The 19,210-nt window shown below is 66.1% G+C and carries 16 protein-coding genes; 11 read left to right on the top strand and 5 right to left on the bottom strand.

The annotated features are described in order from the left end of the window. Positions 1-84 precede the first annotated feature (84 nt). From HBNXHr_RS00160 to HBNXHr_RS00110, 11 genes are all read left to right on the top strand, one after another. Entirely contained in the window at positions 85-1,284 is a 1,200-nt protein-coding gene (locus HBNXHr_RS00160) for an MFS transporter (RefSeq protein WP_275882683.1), read from the top strand. A gap of 72 nt (positions 1,285-1,356) precedes the next feature. Further along, entirely contained in the window at positions 1,357-2,613 is a 1,257-nt protein-coding gene (locus HBNXHr_RS00155) for a DNA double-strand break repair nuclease NurA (RefSeq protein WP_275882682.1), read from the top strand. Between the two features lie 122 nt (positions 2,614-2,735). Beyond that, the gene (locus HBNXHr_RS00150) at positions 2,736-2,900 is read left to right on the top strand and encodes a hypothetical protein (protein ID WP_275738364.1); all 165 of its coding nucleotides are present in this window, start codon (positions 2,736-2,738) and stop codon (positions 2,898-2,900) included. 167 nt (positions 2,901-3,067) lie between these two features. Further along, positions 3,068-5,029 (top strand): histidine kinase N-terminal 7TM domain-containing protein, encoded by a 1,962-nt coding sequence (locus HBNXHr_RS00145; protein ID WP_275882681.1) that lies wholly within the window; start codon positions 3,068-3,070, stop codon positions 5,027-5,029. A 223-nt stretch (positions 5,030-5,252) separates the two neighbouring features. Beyond that, entirely contained in the window at positions 5,253-6,398 is a 1,146-nt protein-coding gene (locus HBNXHr_RS00140) for a substrate-binding domain-containing protein (RefSeq protein ID WP_275882680.1), read from the top strand. A gap of 64 nt (positions 6,399-6,462) precedes the next feature. Next, on the top strand, positions 6,463-7,581 hold the full coding sequence (gene pstC, locus HBNXHr_RS00135; RefSeq protein ID WP_275882679.1) for a phosphate ABC transporter permease subunit PstC: 1,119 nt from the start codon (positions 6,463-6,465) through the stop codon (positions 7,579-7,581). Next, positions 7,578-9,755: a phosphate ABC transporter permease PstA gene (pstA, locus tag HBNXHr_RS00130; protein ID WP_275882678.1), complete on the top strand. Its 2,178-nt coding sequence runs from the start codon at positions 7,578-7,580 to the stop codon at positions 9,753-9,755. Before pstC ends, pstA begins: the two co-directional genes overlap by 4 nt. Further along, a complete protein-coding gene (gene pstB, locus HBNXHr_RS00125) occupies positions 9,748-10,653 on the top strand; it encodes a phosphate ABC transporter ATP-binding protein PstB (protein ID WP_275738354.1) in 906 nt (301 codons plus the stop codon). The genes pstA and pstB overlap by 8 nt, the downstream gene beginning before the upstream one ends. A gap of 4 nt (positions 10,654-10,657) precedes the next feature. Then, entirely contained in the window at positions 10,658-11,332 is a 675-nt protein-coding gene (gene phoU, locus HBNXHr_RS00120) for a phosphate signaling complex protein PhoU (RefSeq protein ID WP_275882677.1), read from the top strand. A gap of 28 nt (positions 11,333-11,360) precedes the next feature. Beyond that, entirely contained in the window at positions 11,361-12,347 is a 987-nt protein-coding gene (locus HBNXHr_RS00115) for an AbrB/MazE/SpoVT family DNA-binding domain-containing protein (protein ID WP_275882676.1), read from the top strand. A 130-nt stretch (positions 12,348-12,477) separates the two neighbouring features. Then, positions 12,478-13,245 (top strand): 2-phosphosulfolactate phosphatase, encoded by a 768-nt coding sequence (locus HBNXHr_RS00110; protein ID WP_275882675.1) that lies wholly within the window; start codon positions 12,478-12,480, stop codon positions 13,243-13,245. A 132-nt stretch (positions 13,246-13,377) separates the two neighbouring features. Here the strand turns inward: HBNXHr_RS00110 and HBNXHr_RS00105 are convergent, their stop codons facing one another. Genes HBNXHr_RS00105 through HBNXHr_RS00085 form a run of 5 tightly spaced genes read right to left on the bottom strand, consistent with a single transcriptional unit; the run spans position 13,378 to position 19,171 of the window. Further along, on the bottom strand, positions 13,378-14,262 hold the full coding sequence (locus tag HBNXHr_RS00105) for an inositol monophosphatase (RefSeq protein WP_275882674.1): 885 nt from the start codon (positions 14,260-14,262) through the stop codon (positions 13,378-13,380). Next, positions 14,259-15,596 (bottom strand): ABC transporter ATP-binding protein, encoded by a 1,338-nt coding sequence (locus tag HBNXHr_RS00100; RefSeq protein ID WP_275882673.1) that lies wholly within the window; start codon positions 15,594-15,596, stop codon positions 14,259-14,261. Before HBNXHr_RS00100 ends, HBNXHr_RS00105 begins: the two co-directional genes overlap by 4 nt. Then, positions 15,593-16,642, bottom strand: a complete 1,050-nt coding sequence (locus tag HBNXHr_RS00095) for an ABC transporter ATP-binding protein (protein WP_275882672.1) — start codon at positions 16,640-16,642, stop codon at positions 15,593-15,595. Before HBNXHr_RS00095 ends, HBNXHr_RS00100 begins: the two co-directional genes overlap by 4 nt. Continuing rightward, positions 16,639-18,102: an ABC transporter permease gene (locus HBNXHr_RS00090; RefSeq protein WP_275882671.1), complete on the bottom strand. Its 1,464-nt coding sequence runs from the start codon at positions 18,100-18,102 to the stop codon at positions 16,639-16,641. The genes HBNXHr_RS00095 and HBNXHr_RS00090 overlap by 4 nt, the downstream gene beginning before the upstream one ends. 1 nt (position 18,103) lies before the next feature. Beyond that, entirely contained in the window at positions 18,104-19,171 is a 1,068-nt protein-coding gene (locus HBNXHr_RS00085) for an ABC transporter permease (protein ID WP_275738339.1), read from the bottom strand. Positions 19,172-19,210: the final 39 nt, after the last annotated feature.

Here is a 19,210-nt window from a genome sequence, read left to right as displayed (position 1 = left end):
CGCTTCAGTGTCACAAATAGCGGCAAACAAGAACGGATAAACGCGTGGTAGTCGTACCGAGAGAGCCGAGAGGGTTTCATCAGCGTGACAGATAGACGACTACTATCGGTGGGCCAGGAGTTGCTCGACAGTGCAGGCACCGAGTACCGATATCACGTCATTTACTTCTCGTATTACTTCGCGTTGAACGGGATGGTGACGTTCAGAAACGCCTACTTTGACGAGATCGGCCTCACGGGGTCACAGATGGGGCTGATCGGGGCACTGCTGGTCGCCGGCGGGCTGGTCGCCCAGCCGGCGTGGGGTGTCCTCGCCGACAAAACGGGTGCGACGCGGGGGATCATGTTGACTGGGGCGATCGTCTCGGGGATCAGCATCCTGCTGTTCCCGCTGGCGGTCCACACACCCTGGGAGTTCAGTCTCATGATCGTCGCGACGTTGTTCGTCTCGAGTTTCCGCGCGCCGATCCTGCCGATCGCGAACTCGATGGTGCTCTCGAAAGGGCTGAGCTACGGCCAGATCCGGGCGGCCGGGAGCCTCGCGTTCGGCCTCGGGAGCCTCTTCATCGGATGGGTCGCGACGTTCTTCGGACTCTCGGTGATCTTCTACCTCTATGCGGCCGGCATGGCGTTTCTCGCCGTACTCGTCAAGGGTCTTGAGAAGCCGCGGGCGGACATCTCACCGGACTTGAAGCGGGACGCCATCACGCTTTTGGGCAACCAGCGGTTCATCCTGCTGCTGTTCATCGCGGTGGTCATCCCCGGTGCCTTCGCCGGGGCCGACGCCTTCCTGTCAGTGTACCTCCGGGAACTCACCGGTGGAGATAGCATTACGGGCGTCGCGTGGCTGGTCAAGACGTTCACCGAGGCCGTCGTCTTCGTGTGGTTATCCCGGCACAGCTTCGACAACCGGACGTTGTTGACAGTCGGCGGCGTGGTGACAATGGCCGCGTATCTCGTGTTGGGGCTCACCCAGGCGGCACCGATCGCCGTCGGGGTCATGATCGTCTCCGGATCGGGCGTGGCCTTCTTCATCTACGCCGCGGTCAACATGGCCCACAAGTACGCGCCGGTCGCGCTGGCGGCGACCGCCCAGACCCTGTTGTCCTCGATCGGGATGGGCGTCGGACGGGCATCGAGCCAACTCGGCTCGGGGTGGCTGGTGGACACGGTCGGCGTCCAGTCGCTGTACCTGTTTCTGGCGGCCGCGGCCGCGATCGCGACGGTCGTCAGCCTCCGGTTTCACGTCACCCGGCTCCGGAGTGCGATCGGACGCCGGACGTGAGCGGAGGCGGGCCGGTTTCGCACGCCGGTCGTGACCCCGACCGTTTTTAGCACGTCCCGCGAAAGGCGGGGCATGACACTCGATCCGGTGCACGTCGACGGCATCGCCCGGCTGGCCGGTCGCCTCGGCGGGCGAGTTGAGGACACCGACCACGACGACCTCGCCGCGACAGCCTGGGACGAGTTTCTCGATCCCCTGTATGACGAGGATCGGGTGATCCTCGAACCGCTCGGCGAGCAACGGCGACGAGCGGCCCCGCTGCCCGACATCGCCCTGGAGGAGCGCCCCTTCGACACCCAACACGGGCTTGACTCGGGGACGATCAACCCGACGACGTTCAAGAACGGGCTGGTGCTCGACGTCGCCCAGGCGGCGATGGCCGGCGTGCCCTCGGAGCTGGACCTCCACCGTTCGCGGACGGTCGTCGTCAGCGCCCACACCAACGACATGACGGTCGACCTCGGCGACGACGAATGGCGGCGAAACGACGAGGGCTACACCCACGAGCGCTTGCTTCAGGTCCCGCGGGTCGATCGATACGCCCAGACGGTCGTCCACGCGCTCGCGTTGTACCTCGCCGAAAGCCATCACGCTCGGGCCAACATCGAGGACGTCTCGGATCTGTTGATCCTGGACGGGCCGATCTACCCGACCGGCCTCCTCAACTGGGCCGATAGACATCCCGAACTCGCGGACCTGCTGGAATCCGACGAACAGCCCCGTGACGTCGTCGAGAACTACGTCAGGCTGGTCGAGACCTGCCTCGAAGCAGAGATCCCGATCGTCGGATTCGTCAAGAACAGCGCCGCCAACGGATTGACGCGGGCGCTCCGGACGAAGACGGCCGCGCCGTGGGCGGACGACAACGCCTTCTTCGAACACGTCCTCTCGCGGTACGAGGGCGGTGAGCTTCGCACTGACGCGCTCACGTTCACGAACTGGTTCCGGTCACGGATCGGGACCGACCGCGTCCTCTCGTCGGCCGGGAACGCACTCGGCGTCGAGCGTGAACTCGACCCTGAAGCCTACGAAGTTACGTTCTTCGCGCTGTACGATCCCCGTGACGAGTTGGTCTATCGGATCGAAGCTCCCTACGCCGTGACACGGGACGCCGACCGCCGCGAGCGGCTGACGATGCAGATCGTCGCCGACGTTGCTGCCGAACGCGGGCCACCGGTCGCCGTCGCGAAGGCCGACGAGCTCGCACGCATCGACGCCACGGCCAAGGATCAACTCCGCGAGCGGATCGGCCGGGAGTTCGACAGCGAGCGCCAGCACTCGTACAACGAAAAGCGCTGGGGAGCGGCGTACGCCAACAGCGGCGAATAGCGCTCGAACCCGTCGATCAGTCGCCGCGTGCGGGTAGTACTTGCCCGATCAGTCATCAACCGCCGGAATAATGACGGATGTGTGAAGAAAGACTAATAGTACTGCATGATAAAAGGTTATATATGACGAAAGAATGGAAGTGCACACAGTGTGGAAACATCCAGACGCTGTCGATCGTGAATCACCTTCGGGAGGGGCCGCCCGAGGAGTGTGAGGTCTGTGGGAACACGGAGTTCGAGGAGTCAGTGCTCGGGTCGGCACACTCGATGCTCGACTCCCTCACCTGAACCCGTCGCCGCCTCGGCGCGATACCGCTCGATACTGAGGCCAGCGTCTCGAACGCGGGCGAGTCACCGAGACAGCGGTAGTGTCGAGTGAAACGACCGAACGTATGTGTTTTCCCGGAGACGGTTTTGGAAAATGATTTACAATAAGGGGCTGAACTGCGAATAGCGTGGTCAGCCAGACGCTGTACATCGCGCTGGTGCTCGCTGCGAGTGGGTTCGCAGCCGCTGTCGCAGCCTGGCTGTGGGAACGCGAGCGGGATTTTTCGACGAACCTGTTTCTCGGCATTGCCGTCTTCCAGGCAGTCGGTGGGGCGCTCGTCGCCGCCGAGTTGTTCGCTGACAGTCAATCGCTCTCAGTGCTCCTCTATGGGGGGCAAAACATGCTGCTGGCCTTGGTGACGCCTGCCTTTTTCCTGTTCGTCCTGGCGTCGCTGGGATACCGACGCCACCTGACCCGACCGGTCGTGATCGTCGTGTTCGGCATCTTTGTCGTGACGGGCGTCTTAGAACTCACGAATCCCGCCCACTACCTCATCTGGAGTGAATACACGATCGAACACTCGCCGTTTGCCTACGTGGTCGGCGAGCCGACCAACCTGTCGCTCGTCCTCATGCTCCCACAGATGGCGTTTTATTACGTGGGCATGGGATTGCTCGGCGCGAACATCCTCTTTGGGTCGGGAACGCGGCGGACACAGACCGCCGCGCTGTTCGTCGGGTTTCTCCCGCCGTTCGCTATCATCTCCGTCTGGTCGGCGGGTATCATTCCCGGACCTCTGGCCGGTGCGTCCGTGATCGGTGGAACGTGGACGCTCGCGGTCGTCGCGTGGGCTGTCTTTCGTCACCAGCTGTTGGACATCGTCCCGATGGCCAGAGAGACCATTTTTGAAGGGCTCGAGGAAGTCGTCATCGTCGTCGACAGCCAGCGGCGGATCCTGGACTTCAACGGCGCTGCAAGCGAGACGTTCCCCGAACTCGCAACTGCGGAGGGGACCGCCATCGATACCGTCCTACCGGCACTCGTCGATGGTGGTTCCAAGGTGACACCGTCCCACACCGGGGACCGAAAGACCACCGGGACGAGCGACGGGACCGATGATGACGACGTTGAAAATCCGTTCGTCGAATCGTTCACGCGCCACGTCGACGGCGAACCACGGGAGTACGCGGTGAGCGTGACGCCTATCGCCGTCGGTGACGCGCCCGGTGGATTCGCTGTCGTCGTCAGGGACGTCACCGACCGCCGCCAGCGGATCCGCCACCTCAGACAGCAAACGGCCCAGCTCGAACGCTTCGCCGGGACGCTCTCCCACGACCTTCGCAACCCGCTGAGTGTCGCCCGGGGGCGGATCGATCTCGCACAGGAAACAGGCGACGAGGCACATCTGGAGACCGCCGCGGACGCACTCGAACGGATCGACCAGCTCGTCGAAGACACGCTAGCGCTCGCCCGGAAGGGCCAGGCCATCGAGGACCGCGAGCCGATCGAACTTGCGGCGCTTGCCCGCACCGCCTGGGAGACGGTCGACACTGACGGCGCTACCCTCGAAGTCGAGCCCGCTGGCGACATCACCGTCTACGCCGACCACTCACGGCTGCGGACGGTCTTCGAGAACCTCTTCCGGAATGCAGTCGAACATGGCTCCACGAACCCTGACTCGCAACCGCGTCGGGCCGCGTTCACGGACGGAACGGGGGCGGACACACAACCCCGAAGTACCCCGCGGGAGTCCGAGAGCGATGTCGACCCGGGATCGAAATCGGGCGATCCGTTGTTGCGGGGCGGTGATAGCAACACGGGCGAACCCCAATCCGAGGCGACGAGCGAACGCCCGGCCGAACGTGACTCGAACGGCGGCGACGCGTCGCTGACAGTCAGGCTCGGCCGAACCGAGCACGGCTTCTACGTCGAGGACGACGGCCCCGGCATCCCGGAGGACGATCGTGAGGACGTCCTCGAATACGGCTACACGACAGACGCGACCGGTACGGGTCTCGGACTCGCGATCGTCGACGCGATCGCGAACGCCCACGGCTGGGGTGTCGAGATCGCGGACGGCCGCGACGGCGGTGCCAGGATCGTCTTCGACGAGGTAGACATCGTCGATGACGCGGCCCAGGCCGACTGAGACGGCGATTGTGACGTCAGATCACGAGCCCCGACCAGCATCGGCGACGCACAACGGTACCCCAGTCGGGAAGCATCCACGCGCTACAAGGAATATTATGTCTATGTATACCATGATAGTCTCCCATAGGAATAAAGGAGCCTCATATCGATCAGGACCCGGCCATAGCAGGCTGTACCCCTATTATAAACCCCTTTAGTCAACTCTCCCGCCCGTTCAGTTGATGACGCGAGATTCGACGCGTCCGGACAGGGCATCACGGCGGAAATTCATCCTCTCGGCCGGCGCACTCGGCGTCGGCGCACTGGCGGGGTGTAGTGGCGGTGGGAATGAAACGACGGAACCGCAACAGGAAGCGAACGTGGACGACGACGAGCAGGAAACTGTCGATCAGGAGACGTCGACGCCGACGGAAGAATCGAGTTCCCAGGACACGAGTGCACTGACAGCTGACGGGTCCTCGACGGTGTACCCGATCGCGAACGACGCGAGCCGGCTGTGGAACGGCAACCCGCCGGCCGACGACCAGGAGTACTGGGGCCCCGGCCAGTACGACATCGACACGGACATGCACCTCGCCGATTACTGGGCGAGCAAGTACGGGTACGAGCCGACCGAGACACGGGCCGTTCCGCCGTTCGGCACCCAGATCGCGCTCAGTCACTCCGGGACCGGCGTCGAAGCGGTCATCAACGAACGCGTCGACATCGGCGACGCCAGTTCGACCGCCGAGTCGATCCTCGGTGAGGACAACGACGAACTCGATAACATCGTCGATCACGTCGTCGGCGTCGACGGCCAGCCGATCGTCGTCAGCCGGGAGATCTACGACGCGGGCGTGACCCAGATCACCGGCGATCAGCTCCGGGACATCTACATGAAGGAGATCACCAACTGGAGCGAACTCGGTGGCCCTGACAAGGAGATCTACGCGGTCGGCCGCGCGGAGGACTCCGGGACCGACACCGCGTTCCGGGCGAACCTCTATGGCGACCCTGACGCGCCGATCGAGCCCGACACCCGGAAGGGCCAAAACCAGCAAGTCAAGACCCTCATCGAGCAGAACGACAACGCCATCGCCTACATCGCGCTGGCGTTCGTCGAACCCGACGGCGTGACGCCGCCGATCGCCCTCGACCTCGACGGGACGGTCTACGAGTACGGCAAGAACCTCGGCGCGAAGGAGTACCCGCTCAACCGCGACCTCCACATGTACACCTACGGGGGGACCTCCGAGAAGGAGGCCGCGTTCCTCAACATGATCCTCTCGGACTTCGGCCAGACCAACTTCGTCGAGCCACAGAACTACTTCAAACTCCCGGAGGCTCGTCGCGAGGAAGAACGCGCGAAGCTCCCCGACCAGGTCTAAGACGACCGTTCTCCGGGATCATGCAGGATTCGAAGTCTGAACGACGCACGTCGAGGGCACACCCATGACAGCCGAATTTCAGTCACCGGCGAGGGCTTCCGCCATCGTCCGATGGGGGCGCGAGCGTGGCCGCTCGCTCCGCCGGTCAGTCCAGCGCCTGGGCTGGGTCGGTCGCCTGCTGGCCGTCGGGCAGCTGTCGCTGGTCGTGGCCGCCTTCGTCGGGTTTCTCCGCCAGTCGGTCTGGACGCCGCTTTTCGTGGTCTCGTTTCTGGTCGTATTCGGACTGGGATGGGCCCTCCGACAGGCACTGACGGCCAAGATCACGACGTTCCTGATGACGGTGTCCGCGCTGGTCACGCTGGGATTGATCGCCGTCTTCCTCGTCCTCGAGGCGATCCCCGCGTTCCAGACGGCCGGATTGGACCTGATTAACCCCTTCAGTGGGAACGAGTGGGCCGCAGGTCAGGGCAAGTATTCGCTCGTCCCGATGATCTGGGGGACCGTCCTCACGACGATCGTCGCGGTCGCGGTCGCCGGACCGCTCGGGATCGCGGGCGCGCTGTTCATCAGCGAGATCGCGCCCGGATGGCTCCGGGATATCGTCAAACCCGCCGTCGAGATCCTCGCGGGGATCCCGTCGATCGTCTACGGGTTCATCGGGTTCACGATCATCAATCCCTACGTCACGGGTCGCCTCTCGGTCAATCCCGGCGCGCTGTTCGCGATCGGCGTCGTCATCGGGTTCATGGCGCTGCCGACGGTCATCTCGGTCGCGGAGGACGCCCTGGCGGCCGTGCCGTCGCCGATGAAAGACGGGTCGCTCGCCGTCGGTGCCACTGACTGGCAGACGATGCAGAGCGTGACCGTCCCGGCGGCGTTCTCCGGGATATCCGCGGCCGTCCTGCTCGGGATCGGCCGCGCGATGGGCGAGACGATGGCCGCGACGGTGATGATCTCACACAGCCGTCGGCTCCCCGAACCGACGGGCTACAACGTCTTCGACAGCACGGAGACGCTGACGACGTTCATCGCCAGCAGCTACGGCCACGTCACGCCGGGCGAGACGTTCTGGAGCGCGCTATTCGCCGCCGGCGTCGTCCTCCTGGTCATTGTCACCGGACTCGGGATCGCCTCACAACTGGTCGAGATGCGAATGGAACGGAAACTGCAGGGCAACCAATGAGTGACGCATATTCGAGACGACTCGTCGATACAGGCTCGACGGGATACGACCGTATCGCCGCCGGAACCGTCGGGATCGCTTTTCTCCTCTTTGCCGCCGCCGTCGGCACGTTCTTCGGCTGGGTGCCGACCGGCGAGACGGGAGGCCCCGTTCCGGGACTGACGTACTTCGGCGTCGCCCTGCTCGGCCTCGGCAGCCTCGTCGTCGGGTTGGGAGTCGCCTCCCGACGTTTCGACGTCGCGACGACGCCGAGCGAGTCGCCCGGATTGATCGCCAGCACCGTCCTCGGCGTGCTCTGGCTGGCGACGGCGGGCTCGGTGGCCACCTGGGCGCTCGGGTCGATCGGCTGGCCGCTCGGGGTGGTCGTCGGCGGCGCGGTCGGATACGCCACCCTCGCCGCGCCCGAGGACATTGGCTCGACACTTCCCGTCGGGGCCTTCCTCCTGCTTTCGGGCGCGCTCGTCACCGCCGGCGTGCTCGGCCCGGGGTGGGCCTGGGAGTCCGCGGCCTTCGGGGCGACCTTCCCCGCCGACGTCGTCGTGCCGGTGGTGGCGCTGTCGAGTAGCCTCCTCGCGGGCTGGACCGCCGGGAAAGCCTACGGCGGCTTCGGTGCACGCGGGCGACAGCACGGCGCATTCCTGCTCGTCTCGCTGGTCGTCTTCCTCGTCGTTGGCGTGCTTGCGTTCCTGCTTGTCTACGTCGCCGAGCGCGGGATCGGGACGACGGTCGAGAACCTCACCGTCAGCGCCGGGACGCTGGTGGTCGCGCTCGCGCTCCCCCTTTTCGTATCGATCCGGCGCGGACGGCGCGGTCTCGGCTCCGCCTCCGGGGTCACCCTCATCGCGGTGTACCTATGGCTCGCGCTCGCGGGGGCGCTGGCGCTCGCCGGTTCGGGGCTCGGGTACGCGATCGTGAGCGGCAACGGGCTCACGACGGCCACGACGACGATCCAGCCGACGGCGGCCGTCGGCGCGCTGCCGGCCGCCTTCGTCAGCGGCCTCGCGGTGCTGGCCGCCAGGCAAGCGACGCCGTGGCGGCCATCCGATCGGCGGGCACGAAGACTCAAGCGCGCCGGGGTTGGCCTCGCAATCGCGCTCGCAGCGGGCGTCACCATCGAACTCCTCGTCGGCCCGCTGGCCGTGGCCGGCGTCTCGCTGGTCGGCACGTTTGCCGTGGTCGTCTGCGCACTGAGTAGCGCGTCCATCGCCGCGGGTCTGCCGGGACGGTTCCGGGACGGCCCCGCTCGCGCTTCGATCCCGCCGCTCGCTTCGAGTACGCAGCTGTTGCTCCTGGGAGTGCTGGCTGCGTCGCTGCACGTGCTCCTCACCGGCAACTCGATCGGAACAGAGACCGTGGGACTGGTCGCGAGCGGGACCGTCGACTGGCCGTTCGTGATGAACCCGACCCAGGGGCTCGGGATCCAGCGCGGAGTCATGCCGGCGCTGATCGGGACCGTCTGGATCGTCGTCGGCGCAGTCGCCTTCGCCGTGCCGATCGCCGTCGGCGCGGCCGTCTTCCTCACGGAGTACGCCGAGGACAGCCTCTTCACCAAGGGCGTCGACGTGGCCACGAACGGCCTCTGGAGCACGCCGAGCATCGTCTTCGGGCTGTTCGGGCTGGCGTTCATCGTCCCGCGATTCGGCAACAGCGGGTCGATCTTCGCCTCCCAGCTCGTGCTCGGGTTCATGTTGCTCCCGCTCGTGTTGGTCACGAGCCGGGAGGCGATGCAGAGCGTCCCCGACGAGTACCGGGACGCCAGCGCCGCGCTGGGCGTCAGCAAGTGGGACACGATCAAGGAGGTCGTCATCCCCGCCTCGATGCCGGGGATCATCACTGGCGTCATCCTCGGGGTCGGCCGCATCGCCGGCGAGACTGCCCCACTGTTGCTCGTGTTGAACGGCCCGGTCGAGCCGGGGAAGGCCCCGGCGGTCCTCTCGAGTTTCGAGGTCGGCCTGACGGCCCAGCCGCCGTTCGTGTCGGTGACCAATTCCGCGTTGCTCGAATCGGCGAGTGCGCTTCCATACCAGCTGTACGCGATCATCACCGCCGGCGTGTCGGGGAACATGGCGTTCGGCTGGGCGACGGCGTTCGTGTTACTCGGCGTCGTCCTGTCGTTTTTCGCCGTGGCCGTCGCCTCGCGGCGGTACTTCCGGAGGAAACTACACCATGACTGAGACGACGATGGCGTCAGAAGGCAGCACAGGCACGGAAATCGAGACAACGTCCGGCGAGAGCACGGAGCGGACGCGCGAGGCGTGGACCGACTACGAGTTCGGGAGCGAGGCGGTCCTGTCAGTCGAGGACCTGAACGTCTACTACGGCGACGAGCGGGCGATCAAGGACGTCTCGATGGACATCCCCGAAGAGAGCGTCACGGCGCTGATCGGCCCCTCGGGCTGTGGGAAGTCGACGTTCCTCCGCTCGCTCAACCGGATGAACGACCGGATCAAGAGTGCCCGCGTCGAGGGGACCGTCGAGTTCGACGGCAGTGACATCTATCAGGAGGGCGTCGATCTGGTCGAGCTCCGCAAGCGGATCGGGATGGTGTTTCAGTCCCCGAACCCGTTCCCCAAGTCGATCCGGGAGAACGTCGCGTACGGCCCCCGAAAGCACGGGGACATCAACCGCGGACTTGCGGCCCGGCTGCTCGGGCGCGACGAGAAGGACGCCGAAGACGAACTCGTCGAGCGGACACTGCGGCAGGCAGCCCTGTGGGACGAGGTGAAAGACCGGCTGGCGGACAACGCCCTCGGGCTGTCCGGTGGGCAACAACAGCGCCTCTGTATCGCACGGTGTCTCGCGGTCGATCCGGAGGTCATCCTGATGGACGAACCCGCGAGCGCCTTGGACCCGATCGCGACCGCCAAGATCGAGGACCTCATCGAGGAGTTGGCCGAGGACTACACGGTCGTCGTGGTCACCCACAACATGCAGCAGGCGGCGCGTATCTCCGACCAGACGGCCGTCTTCCTCACCGGTGGCGAACTCGTCGAGTACGACGACACCGAGAAGATCTTCGAGAACCCCGAGAGTCAGCGCGTCGAAGACTACGTCACCGGCAAGTTCGGGTGATCCGATGGCACGAGAGGAGTTCCGTCACGCACTGGCCGATCTCCGGACGGCCGTCGTCGAGATGGGCGAACTCGTCCTCGAACGCCTGAAAGCCGCCCTCTCGGCACTGACTGAGGGCAACGACGACCGTGCCGAGGCGGTCATCGAGGGTGACGAGACGGTCAACCGACGGTACCTCGACATCGAGGCCGACTGTATCGACCTCTTCGCGCTGGAACAGCCGGTCGCTGGCGACCTCCGGCTGGTCGCGGCCAGCTTCAAGATCTCGACCGACCTCGAACGCGTCGGCGATCTGGCGACCAACCTCGCCCGGTACGCGCTGTCGAGTCGCCCGGACCCGTTCCCGGAACTCGACATCTCCGAGATCGGTCGGGCGGCGGCCGACATGCTCGAAGACGCCCTGGCGGCCTACGAGACCGAGGACGCGGCGGCCTGCCGAACGGTCGCCGGGCGAGACGACGACCTGGATGCGATGTGTCAACGTGCGAGCGAACGGGTAGCCCGGGACTTGCTGGAACGCGATCCTGAGATCGACGCCTGGGCGCTCGAACGATTGATCGACGACGTCGCGAGCGTGCTGTTGACGATCCGCGACATCGAACGGGTCGGCGATCACGCCGTCAATATCGCCGCCAGGACGCTGTACGCCCTCGAGGGCGAGCCGGAGTTGATCTACTGATGAAACCCGCTCTGGAGGTGAGCGACTGATGGAGACACGCAAGATCCAGAAGGTCGGCGGCTCGACGTTCACGGTCTCCGTCCCGAAGGAGTGGGCCAAGCGGGAGGGTCTCGAGACGGGCGAGGCTGTCCGGCTGTACACCCACCGCGACGGCTCGCTGATCGTTCGCGGGCGACAGACGGACGGAGACGGGCTGGAGTCGGTCTCGCTACCGATCACGGAGTCAAGCGTCGACCCCGTCGAGCGACCGATCCAGGGAGCCTACGAGACCGGGTTCGAGCGGATCTCGTTGCATGCCGATGACGGTTTCACCGACGAGCAACGCCGGGCCGCTCGCACCATCGCACGACGCCTCGTTGGCACTGAGGTCCTTGCGGCCGATGCGGACGAGATCGTGGTCCGGGCGATGCTCGATGCCTCCGCGGTGTCGGTTCGCCAATCGATAGAGCAGACAGTGTCGGTCGTCACGACGATGCAGGAAACAGTCCGCGAGTCACTGACCGGCGAGACGGAGACGTCCGGACGGGTCGGTGATCGAATGGCGGACGTGACGCGGCTTGTCGCGTTGATCCGTCGCCACTACAATCGGTCACTCGTCGCGTTCGGCGAACTCGACGCACTCGGGATCGATCGGGTGGCGCTGTCCCAGTATCACCGGACTGCGGACCGACTCGAACGGATCGCGACGGGGATCATCCGGCTAGATCGTGCGATCGAGGCGGTTGAACCCGAAGCCGAACAGGCCCGGACGGTGGCCGAGCTATTGATAGCCCGCAGAGACGCGCTCGAAGCGGCGACGAAACGCGTTGTCGAAGGTGACGCCACAGCGGGACAGGCTGTCGAGTTGTCGCCGATCGAAACCGGGACGGAGATTGCATCCAACTCAGGCCATGACGACGGCGTCGATCCCTCCCTGGCCCGGCTGGTCGATCAGCTGGAGCAAATCGATGCGGCCATCCGGGCGATCGAACGGATCGGACTCCAGTCCACGATCCATCCTCGCCACCAGCAATGACAGCCGCTCGGTCGTGGCCGGTGGGGTAGCGGGCCGGCGGGAATAGCCGTCGGGATCGCTACTGAGGGCTATGTAGCACTCTTATATACGCCTTTGAGGGTGGGCCCGAATAGATGGGTAGAGAGAACACATGGTACGTGATGGCACAGCTCATAGCCGACTCGACGAGCGACTCATCGAACGCTGCGAGGACATCCCCCAGGACCCGGAGCCAGGCGCGTACGTCGTCATCGACACGATGCACTTCTCGAACACCGTGATCGAACTGCTGGCACGGGGGGCAGCACACGTCCACGTCCCCGAGGAGCGCGGCGAGGAGTTCGACTACCGGGCCGCCCACCCCGACGCGCTCATCGGCGGCGGGCGCACGGCCGAGTACGACCCCGAAGACGGCTATGACTTCTTCAACTCGCCGAGTTACGTCGAGGACATCGACGTCGAGGGTCGGCCGGTGAGCATGACCTCGACCAACGGCGGCCGGACCGTGGCGACGCTGCGCGAGCGTGGGGGCGAGGACGTCGACGTGTTCGTGGGCGCGCCGCTGAACGCGCGAGCGATCGGCCGGTTCCTCCGCCGAACGGACCACCGCGTCCATCTCGTGTGCGCGGGCTATCAGGGCGAGATCGCGATCGAGGATCACGTCGGCGCGGCCCTCATCAGTCGGTACCTCGATGGCATGCCGCCCGCCGAAACCGAGATCCAACTCTTCAGCGAGCAACTGGAGACGGCGAAAGGACCCGACTACGTCAGGAAGAACGCGATCCGCCGCCGGGACGTCCGTGAGTACGCGATGAACGTCAACGGCCGACGGGAGATCCCCCAGCTATCGGGTGACTCACTGGTCCGGACACGCGCCACCCCCCGATCGGCTTCCGGGGAGCGAGGACTGGCAGACTAAGCGAAGTGCGACCCGAGAGACTTACCGCTCGCCGGTCGAAGACATCTCCGAGAAACCCCGTCTATATCTCCACCTTGTGACCAGAGACACTTAAAGGAGCGCGGCCAGGGTCGACCGAGTCACCCCACAACACTAGACCGATCCGGATCCGTCAGTCGGCGGGTCGATCGCGTTGGCGGCCCCAAGCACCGTCTCGTGGGCCTGGCCGTTCGAGGCGACGAGTCCGCGGCAGTCGTGTCGCCAGGGCTCGCCGTCGAGGTCGGTGACCGTCCCGCCGGCCTGCTCGACGAGATACGTGCCGGCGACGGTATCCCAGGGGTTGGTCTCGACGTTCGTGATCACACCCTCGATCGACCCGGCAGCCAGCAGGGCGAGGGCAACCTGGACGGACTTCAACCGGAGCAAGTCGCCAAACCGGGTGACGATGGCTTCGGCCGCCCGGGCGTACTCCTCGCGGCGGTCCCGGGGCCACCAGATCGTGGGGACGACGGTGAACCGATCCGTGTCGGCGGTGTCGTTCACCCCGATGGGCCGGCCGTTGCGCGTCACGCCACCCGGCCCACCGACGTAGATATCACCCAACGCCGGGAGGGCGGTCGCCGCCGCGACGGGATCGCCGTCCCGGACCGACGCGACGCTGGTCGCCCACTGGCGCATCCCCCGGACGTAGTTGTTGGTGCCGTCGATCGGATCGGCGATCCAGGCCGGCCCCCGTTCGGGGACGGTCTCGATCGCGTCGGCCTCCTCGCCGACGAACGGTTCCTGGGGGAAGCGCTCGCCGATGACGGCTGCGATCCGGGACTGGGCCTCGCGATCGGCCCGCGTCACCAGGTCGGTCTTGCCCGCCTTGGTTTCGACGTCGAGATCCCGCCTGAACCCGGCCATGGCGACGGCCCCGCCGGCCCTGGCCGCCTCGCGGGCGACGGCGACTCGATCCGAGCGCGGGATCGAACTCCCGTATCGCGTTCCGTGTCGATCGGAAGTCCCGTCGTCCGGACCGCCCGCCTTGTCGGTCACGGCCGTTCACCCCCGGGATCGTCGTGCTCGGGACGGTGCCGGAGACACCGACTCGTTCGCTCGGTGTCATCAACGACATGTGCGGCCGGCGACTCGCGATCACAGACCGAACCGAAGGCGTCGTCGAGTACCGCGAGCGCCTCGCCCGGGGCCGTGCTCGCGGTCGCTGTCGCCTGATCGATCACGTCGCGAGAAGCCGACGACAGCGTGACGTCCGCGAACAGTTCCTCGACGATCGCCTCGACCGAACGGCCACCGGTGTCGAGTCCGAGCCGTCGCTTGAGGCGGGCGGACAGGCCAGTCTCGGCCCGGGCGCGCTCCCGTAACACGTCCCGGAACGTCTCGATCGCGCCGAGCGCGTCGGCCGAGAGGTCGGCGTGATCGGGGGGCGGGATCTTCGCCGGGCATCGGGTCGCGAACGGACACCCCTCGGGCGGGTACCGCGGGTTCGGCGGCGTCCCACGGAGCGTGATCCGATCGAGGTCCTCGGGGGCCGGACTCGAAGAGCCCGGAATCGCCGACAGGAGCGACCGAGTATAGGGATTGGCCGGGTCCGCGAAGACGCGCTCCGTCGGCCCGACTTCGAGGACGTTCCCGAGGTACATCACGGCGACCCGGTCGGCGATGTGCCGGACGAGCGAGAGGTCGTGGGCGATGAAGAGGTAGGTCAGTCCGAGTTCGGCCTGGAGTTCCTCGAGGAGGTTGATGACCCGCGCCTGGACAGAGACGTCGAGCGCCGAGACGGGCTCGTCGAGGATCAGGAACTCGGGTTCGAGGGCGAGTGCGCGGGCGATCGCCACGCGCTGGCGCTGGCCGCCCGAGAACTGGTGGGGGTAGCGATAGAAGTGCTCCTCACGAAGCCCGACCTGATCGAGCAGCGTGAAGACGCGGTCCTCGCGTTCGGCGGGGGTTCCCCAGTCGTGAGCCTCCAGTGGCTCGGCGACGATCTCGCCGACCGTCAGGCGATCGTTGAGGCTCTCCTGGGGATCCTGGAACACCATGCCGACACGACGCTGCCACGCCCGGAGGTCGCTCCCCGAGAGGGCGGTCACGTCGGTTCCGTCGACGACGACGGAGCCGGCGGTCGCGGCCTCCAGGCCGACGAGCGTCCGGCCGAGCGTGGTCTTCCCACACCCGCTCTCGCCGACCAGGCCGAGGGTCTCGCCGCGCTGGATCGACAGCGAGACGCCGTCGACCGCCCGGACCGGCGGGTCGGCACCGAACAGCGACCCGTCCGTGTAGTGGGTCTGTAGATCGCGGATGTCGAGAAACGTGTCGCGATCGTCGTCCGTCGAGGCGGACATCGAGCTGCCGTCGGGGACTGAGGCGGTCATTCGTCGTCACCCCCAGTCCGGTCGCCGTCGTCGCCGGCAAATATGCACGCGGCGGCGTGGTCGACGGCAGCCGATACCTCGACGGGGTCGGGGGCAGCCGTCCGGCACGCCTCGACGGCCATCGGACAGCGGGGCGCGAACCGGCAGGCGTCAGCGGGACCGTTCGGCGTGGGGACCTCGCCCTCGATCGCCGGCAGGCGCTGATCTGGCGGCGTCCGTCCGGGAATGCTCTCCAGCAAGGCTTCGGTGTAGGGGTGTTCCGGCTCGGCAAAGAGGCGCTGCGTGGGCGCGCGTTCGACGATCTCGCCGGCGTAGATCACGTTCACCCGGTCGGCGGTCTCCTCGATGACGCCCATGTCGTGGGTGATAAAGAGGATCGCGAGGTCTTCCTCACGCTGAAGGTCGGCCAGCAGGTCGAGGATCTGAGCCTGGATCGTCACGTCCAGAGCGGTCGTCGGTTCGTCACAGACCAGCAGGTCAGGATCACACGCCAGCGCGATCGCGATGACCGCCCGCTGGGCCATCCCGCCGGAGAACTGGTGGGGATACTCCCCGAGTCGGCGTGGCGCGTCGGGGATCCCGACAGCTTCGAGGAGTTCGATCGCGCGCTCGGTCGCCGCGTCGCCGGTCAGCCCCTGGTGGATCGAGAGGGCCTCCCGAAGCTGGTTGCCGACGGTGTAAACCGGATTGAGCGCATTGGCGGGATCCTGGAAGACGATCGCGATATCGCCGCGGTGGGCCTCGAAGCCAGCTTCGACCAGATTCTCGCCCTTGAAACGGATTGCCCCCTCCTCGATGACGCCCGGCTCGTCGACGAGACCGAGGATCGACCGTGCCGTGACGGATTTCCCCGACCCGGATTCGCCGACGAGACCGACCGTCTCGCCGGCATGGACGTCAAAGGAGATCCCGTCGACGGCGTGGATGGTCTCGCGTTCGGTGTAAAACACCGTCCGGAGATCACGGACAGCGAGCAGCGGCTCCCCGTCGCGATCTCCGGGGTGCGCCCCGATCTCGGTCCGGTCGGGGGCGTCGGCGCGGCTCATGCGCCACCACCCCGGCCGGCCGCCGAGCCGATCGCGCTGTCGGACTGGGGATCGATCGCGTCCCGGACGCCGTCGCCGAGCGCGTTGAACCCGGTGACGACGAGCGTAATGAGCACGCCCGGGATGAGCGAGATGTGCCAGGAGCCGGTGGTGACGTAGTCCTGGCCGAGCTTGATCGCCCGGCCCCACTCGGGGGTCGGCGGCGCGACGCCGAGGCCGAGATACGAGAGGCCGGCGATCGAGATGATCGCCCCGCCAAGGGTCATCGAGGCGTAGATCAGGACGTAGCCGGTCACGTACGGCAGCATGTGTTTGCGCATGATCGTCCGTGGCCGCTGGCCGAAGCTCCGGGCGGCGTCGATCCAGGCGCGTTCGGCGATCTGCAGGGCGGGGCCACGAATCGACCGCCACATGTACGTCCATCCGGTAAAGGCGAAGATGAGCGCGAGCACGAACCCGCCGCTGTAAACGTCACCGATCCACGTGTCGCCCAGAACAGTCGTGAGCATGATGATGAGCAGGAGTTGTGGCATCGCCATCACGCCGTCCGAAACCAGGACCGTGCCGAGGTCAACCCGACCCTTGTAGTAGGCGGCGATCAGGGCCAGCGAGACCGCAAGCAGGGCACTCAACCCGACCGAGAGGACGCCGATGACCAGCGATATCCGTGACCCGACGGCGATGAACGTAAACAGATCACGGCCGTTGGGCATCGTCCCGAAGGGGTGGAACCGGCCGTAGTCGTCGTAGGTCAGCGGCATCACCCGCGAACTGTCGCCGGTCGACTGGGAATCGAGGTTGGCCTCGCCGACCAGGATCGACTCGACGGAGCCGGTTTCCTCGTTCCAGTAGTCGATCTCGTAGGCGTAGGAGTTGCGCATGTTCTGTTCGACGGTCGTCGGGCCGAGCGTCGGCGCGAAGATCGCCATCACGACGAACATGAACACGATCAGCGCGCCGAACAGCCCCCACCGGTGTGATCGAAAGCGATCGATAACGTCGTCGCGGGGCGTCCAGTCGGCGGCTCTGATCTCCCGGCGGTAGTAGCGATACCCGACGGCGGCCCAGGCGACCCACGCGAACGCATAGGCGTAGACGAGTACCGTCCGGATCGCCCAGGAGACGCCGGGCGACAGCCCGAAGAAGGTGCCGACCCACTGCTGTCCGTTCCAGTGGCCGGCATTGGGAACGACGTCCCGCGAGAGCACGGTCGGGATCGCGTTCGTCTGCTGTTGAGCGGCGTCGAAGACTGCGGTGACGCTCGATAGCAGCGATCCGTCGCTGCCGGCCGTCGGGAGTGCCCCGACGAAATCGGCGAGCAGGCCGGTCAGGAAGTTCGCGACTGCGCCCGCCTCCAGCGCGAAGAGGACGACGCCGACAAGCAGCCACGCGGACAGCACGGCATCGGACCCGGTTGTTTCGAACAATCGCCGATCCTCGACGGGAGTTGCGTCGGACACGTCAGGGACCCTCCACGCCGACGCGGGGATCGACGATCGTGTACAGGACATCCTGAATGAGGTTGATACCAACAGTCATGAGTATGAAGACGTACATTAGCGTCCCGACGAGCGGAAGTTCGCCGGAGGTGGCCGCCTCGTAGAACAGCTGGCCGATGCCGTTGATGCCGAAGACGGTCTCGACGAGTACCGACCCGCCGATGAGCAGGAACGCCTCGCTGGTGATGATCGGGATCAGCGGGACCAGCGCGTTCCGGAAGATATGCTTCCAGACGAGGACGCGATCGGAGACGCCCTTTGCCTTCGCGAAGTCGACGTAGTCCTCGTTGCGGACTTCGAGCATCGCCGTCCGGCCGATCCGCATCTCGTTGCCCATCGATGCCGAGCCCAGCACCAGCGCCGCCGGCAGGACCTTCTTGGTCGCCGCCAGGAAGCCATCGACCGTCCCGATGCGGGACATGTCCGGACTCCCCGATATCGCGTCGATCGGGACGAAAACGGACTCCCACTCGAAGGTGAACGAGTCGAGGGAGACGGCGAGGGGGTCCCAGCTCAGGTGGATCCAGGGAAGCGTCGGCGAGAGGCTCAACACGGCGAGCAGCATGATCGCAAGCCAGAAGTTCGGCATCGCCCGCCAGACGATCCCGCCGAAAGAGGCCAGATAATCCGACAGCGAGTTCGAGTGCAATCCGGCGTAGAACCCGAGCGGGACACCGATCACCACGGCGATCAGGACCGACCAGAGCCCGAGCCAGAGTGTCCGGGGCAGGAAATCGAGGATGAGCGCGTTGACGTTCGAGCCCTCGTACAGCACCCAGGTCTGGCCCAGGTCGAACGTGATGAGGTTCGTCATCCAGTCGACGTAGTGCTGGAGCGGGGGCTGGTTCAGGCCGAGTTGCGTCCGGGCGGCCTCGTAGGCGGCCGGATTTCGAGTCTGGCCCTCGCTGAGTAGCCGGCTGGCCGGGTCGATCGGTCCCATGAAGATAGCGAACCACGTGATCGTCGTCCCGAGCCAGACGACCGGGATCGCCATCGCGAGGCGTTTGGCGAGATAGCCCAGTCTGCTCATTGACACTCACCCCGCTGGTGTCTCGGAGATCGATCGTCC

The organism is Halorhabdus sp. BNX81, from assembly GCF_029229925.1.
In the GTDB taxonomy this organism is placed as follows: domain Archaea; phylum Halobacteriota; class Halobacteria; order Halobacteriales; family Haloarculaceae; genus Halorhabdus.
This window is presented reverse-complemented; position numbering and strand designations above follow the sequence as displayed.

Bases quoted from the DNA above. Each gene is read 5' to 3' on its own strand.
- HBNXHr_RS00155 (WP_275882682.1), top strand. From the start codon at position 1,357: ATGACACTCGATCCGGTGCACGTCGACGGCATCGCCCGGCTGGCCGGT.
- HBNXHr_RS00150 (WP_275738364.1), top strand. From the start codon at position 2,736: ATGACGAAAGAATGGAAGTGCACACAGTGTGGAAACATCCAGACGCTG.
- HBNXHr_RS00140 (WP_275882680.1), top strand. From the start codon at position 5,253: ATGACGCGAGATTCGACGCGTCCGGACAGGGCATCACGGCGGAAATTC.
- pstC (WP_275882679.1), top strand. From the start codon at position 6,463: ATGACAGCCGAATTTCAGTCACCGGCGAGGGCTTCCGCCATCGTCCGA.
- pstA (WP_275882678.1), top strand. From the start codon at position 7,578: ATGAGTGACGCATATTCGAGACGACTCGTCGATACAGGCTCGACGGGA.
- pstB (WP_275738354.1), top strand. From the start codon at position 9,748: ATGACTGAGACGACGATGGCGTCAGAAGGCAGCACAGGCACGGAAATC.
- phoU (WP_275882677.1), top strand. From the start codon at position 10,658: ATGGCACGAGAGGAGTTCCGTCACGCACTGGCCGATCTCCGGACGGCC.
- HBNXHr_RS00115 (WP_275882676.1), top strand. From the start codon at position 11,361: ATGGAGACACGCAAGATCCAGAAGGTCGGCGGCTCGACGTTCACGGTC.
- HBNXHr_RS00110 (WP_275882675.1), top strand. From the start codon at position 12,478: ATGGTACGTGATGGCACAGCTCATAGCCGACTCGACGAGCGACTCATC.
- HBNXHr_RS00100 (WP_275882673.1), bottom strand. From the start codon at position 15,596: ATGACCGCCTCAGTCCCCGACGGCAGCTCGATGTCCGCCTCGACGGAC.
- HBNXHr_RS00095 (WP_275882672.1), bottom strand. From the start codon at position 16,642: ATGAGCCGCGCCGACGCCCCCGACCGGACCGAGATCGGGGCGCACCCC.
- HBNXHr_RS00085 (WP_275738339.1), bottom strand. From the start codon at position 19,171: ATGAGCAGACTGGGCTATCTCGCCAAACGCCTCGCGATGGCGATCCCG.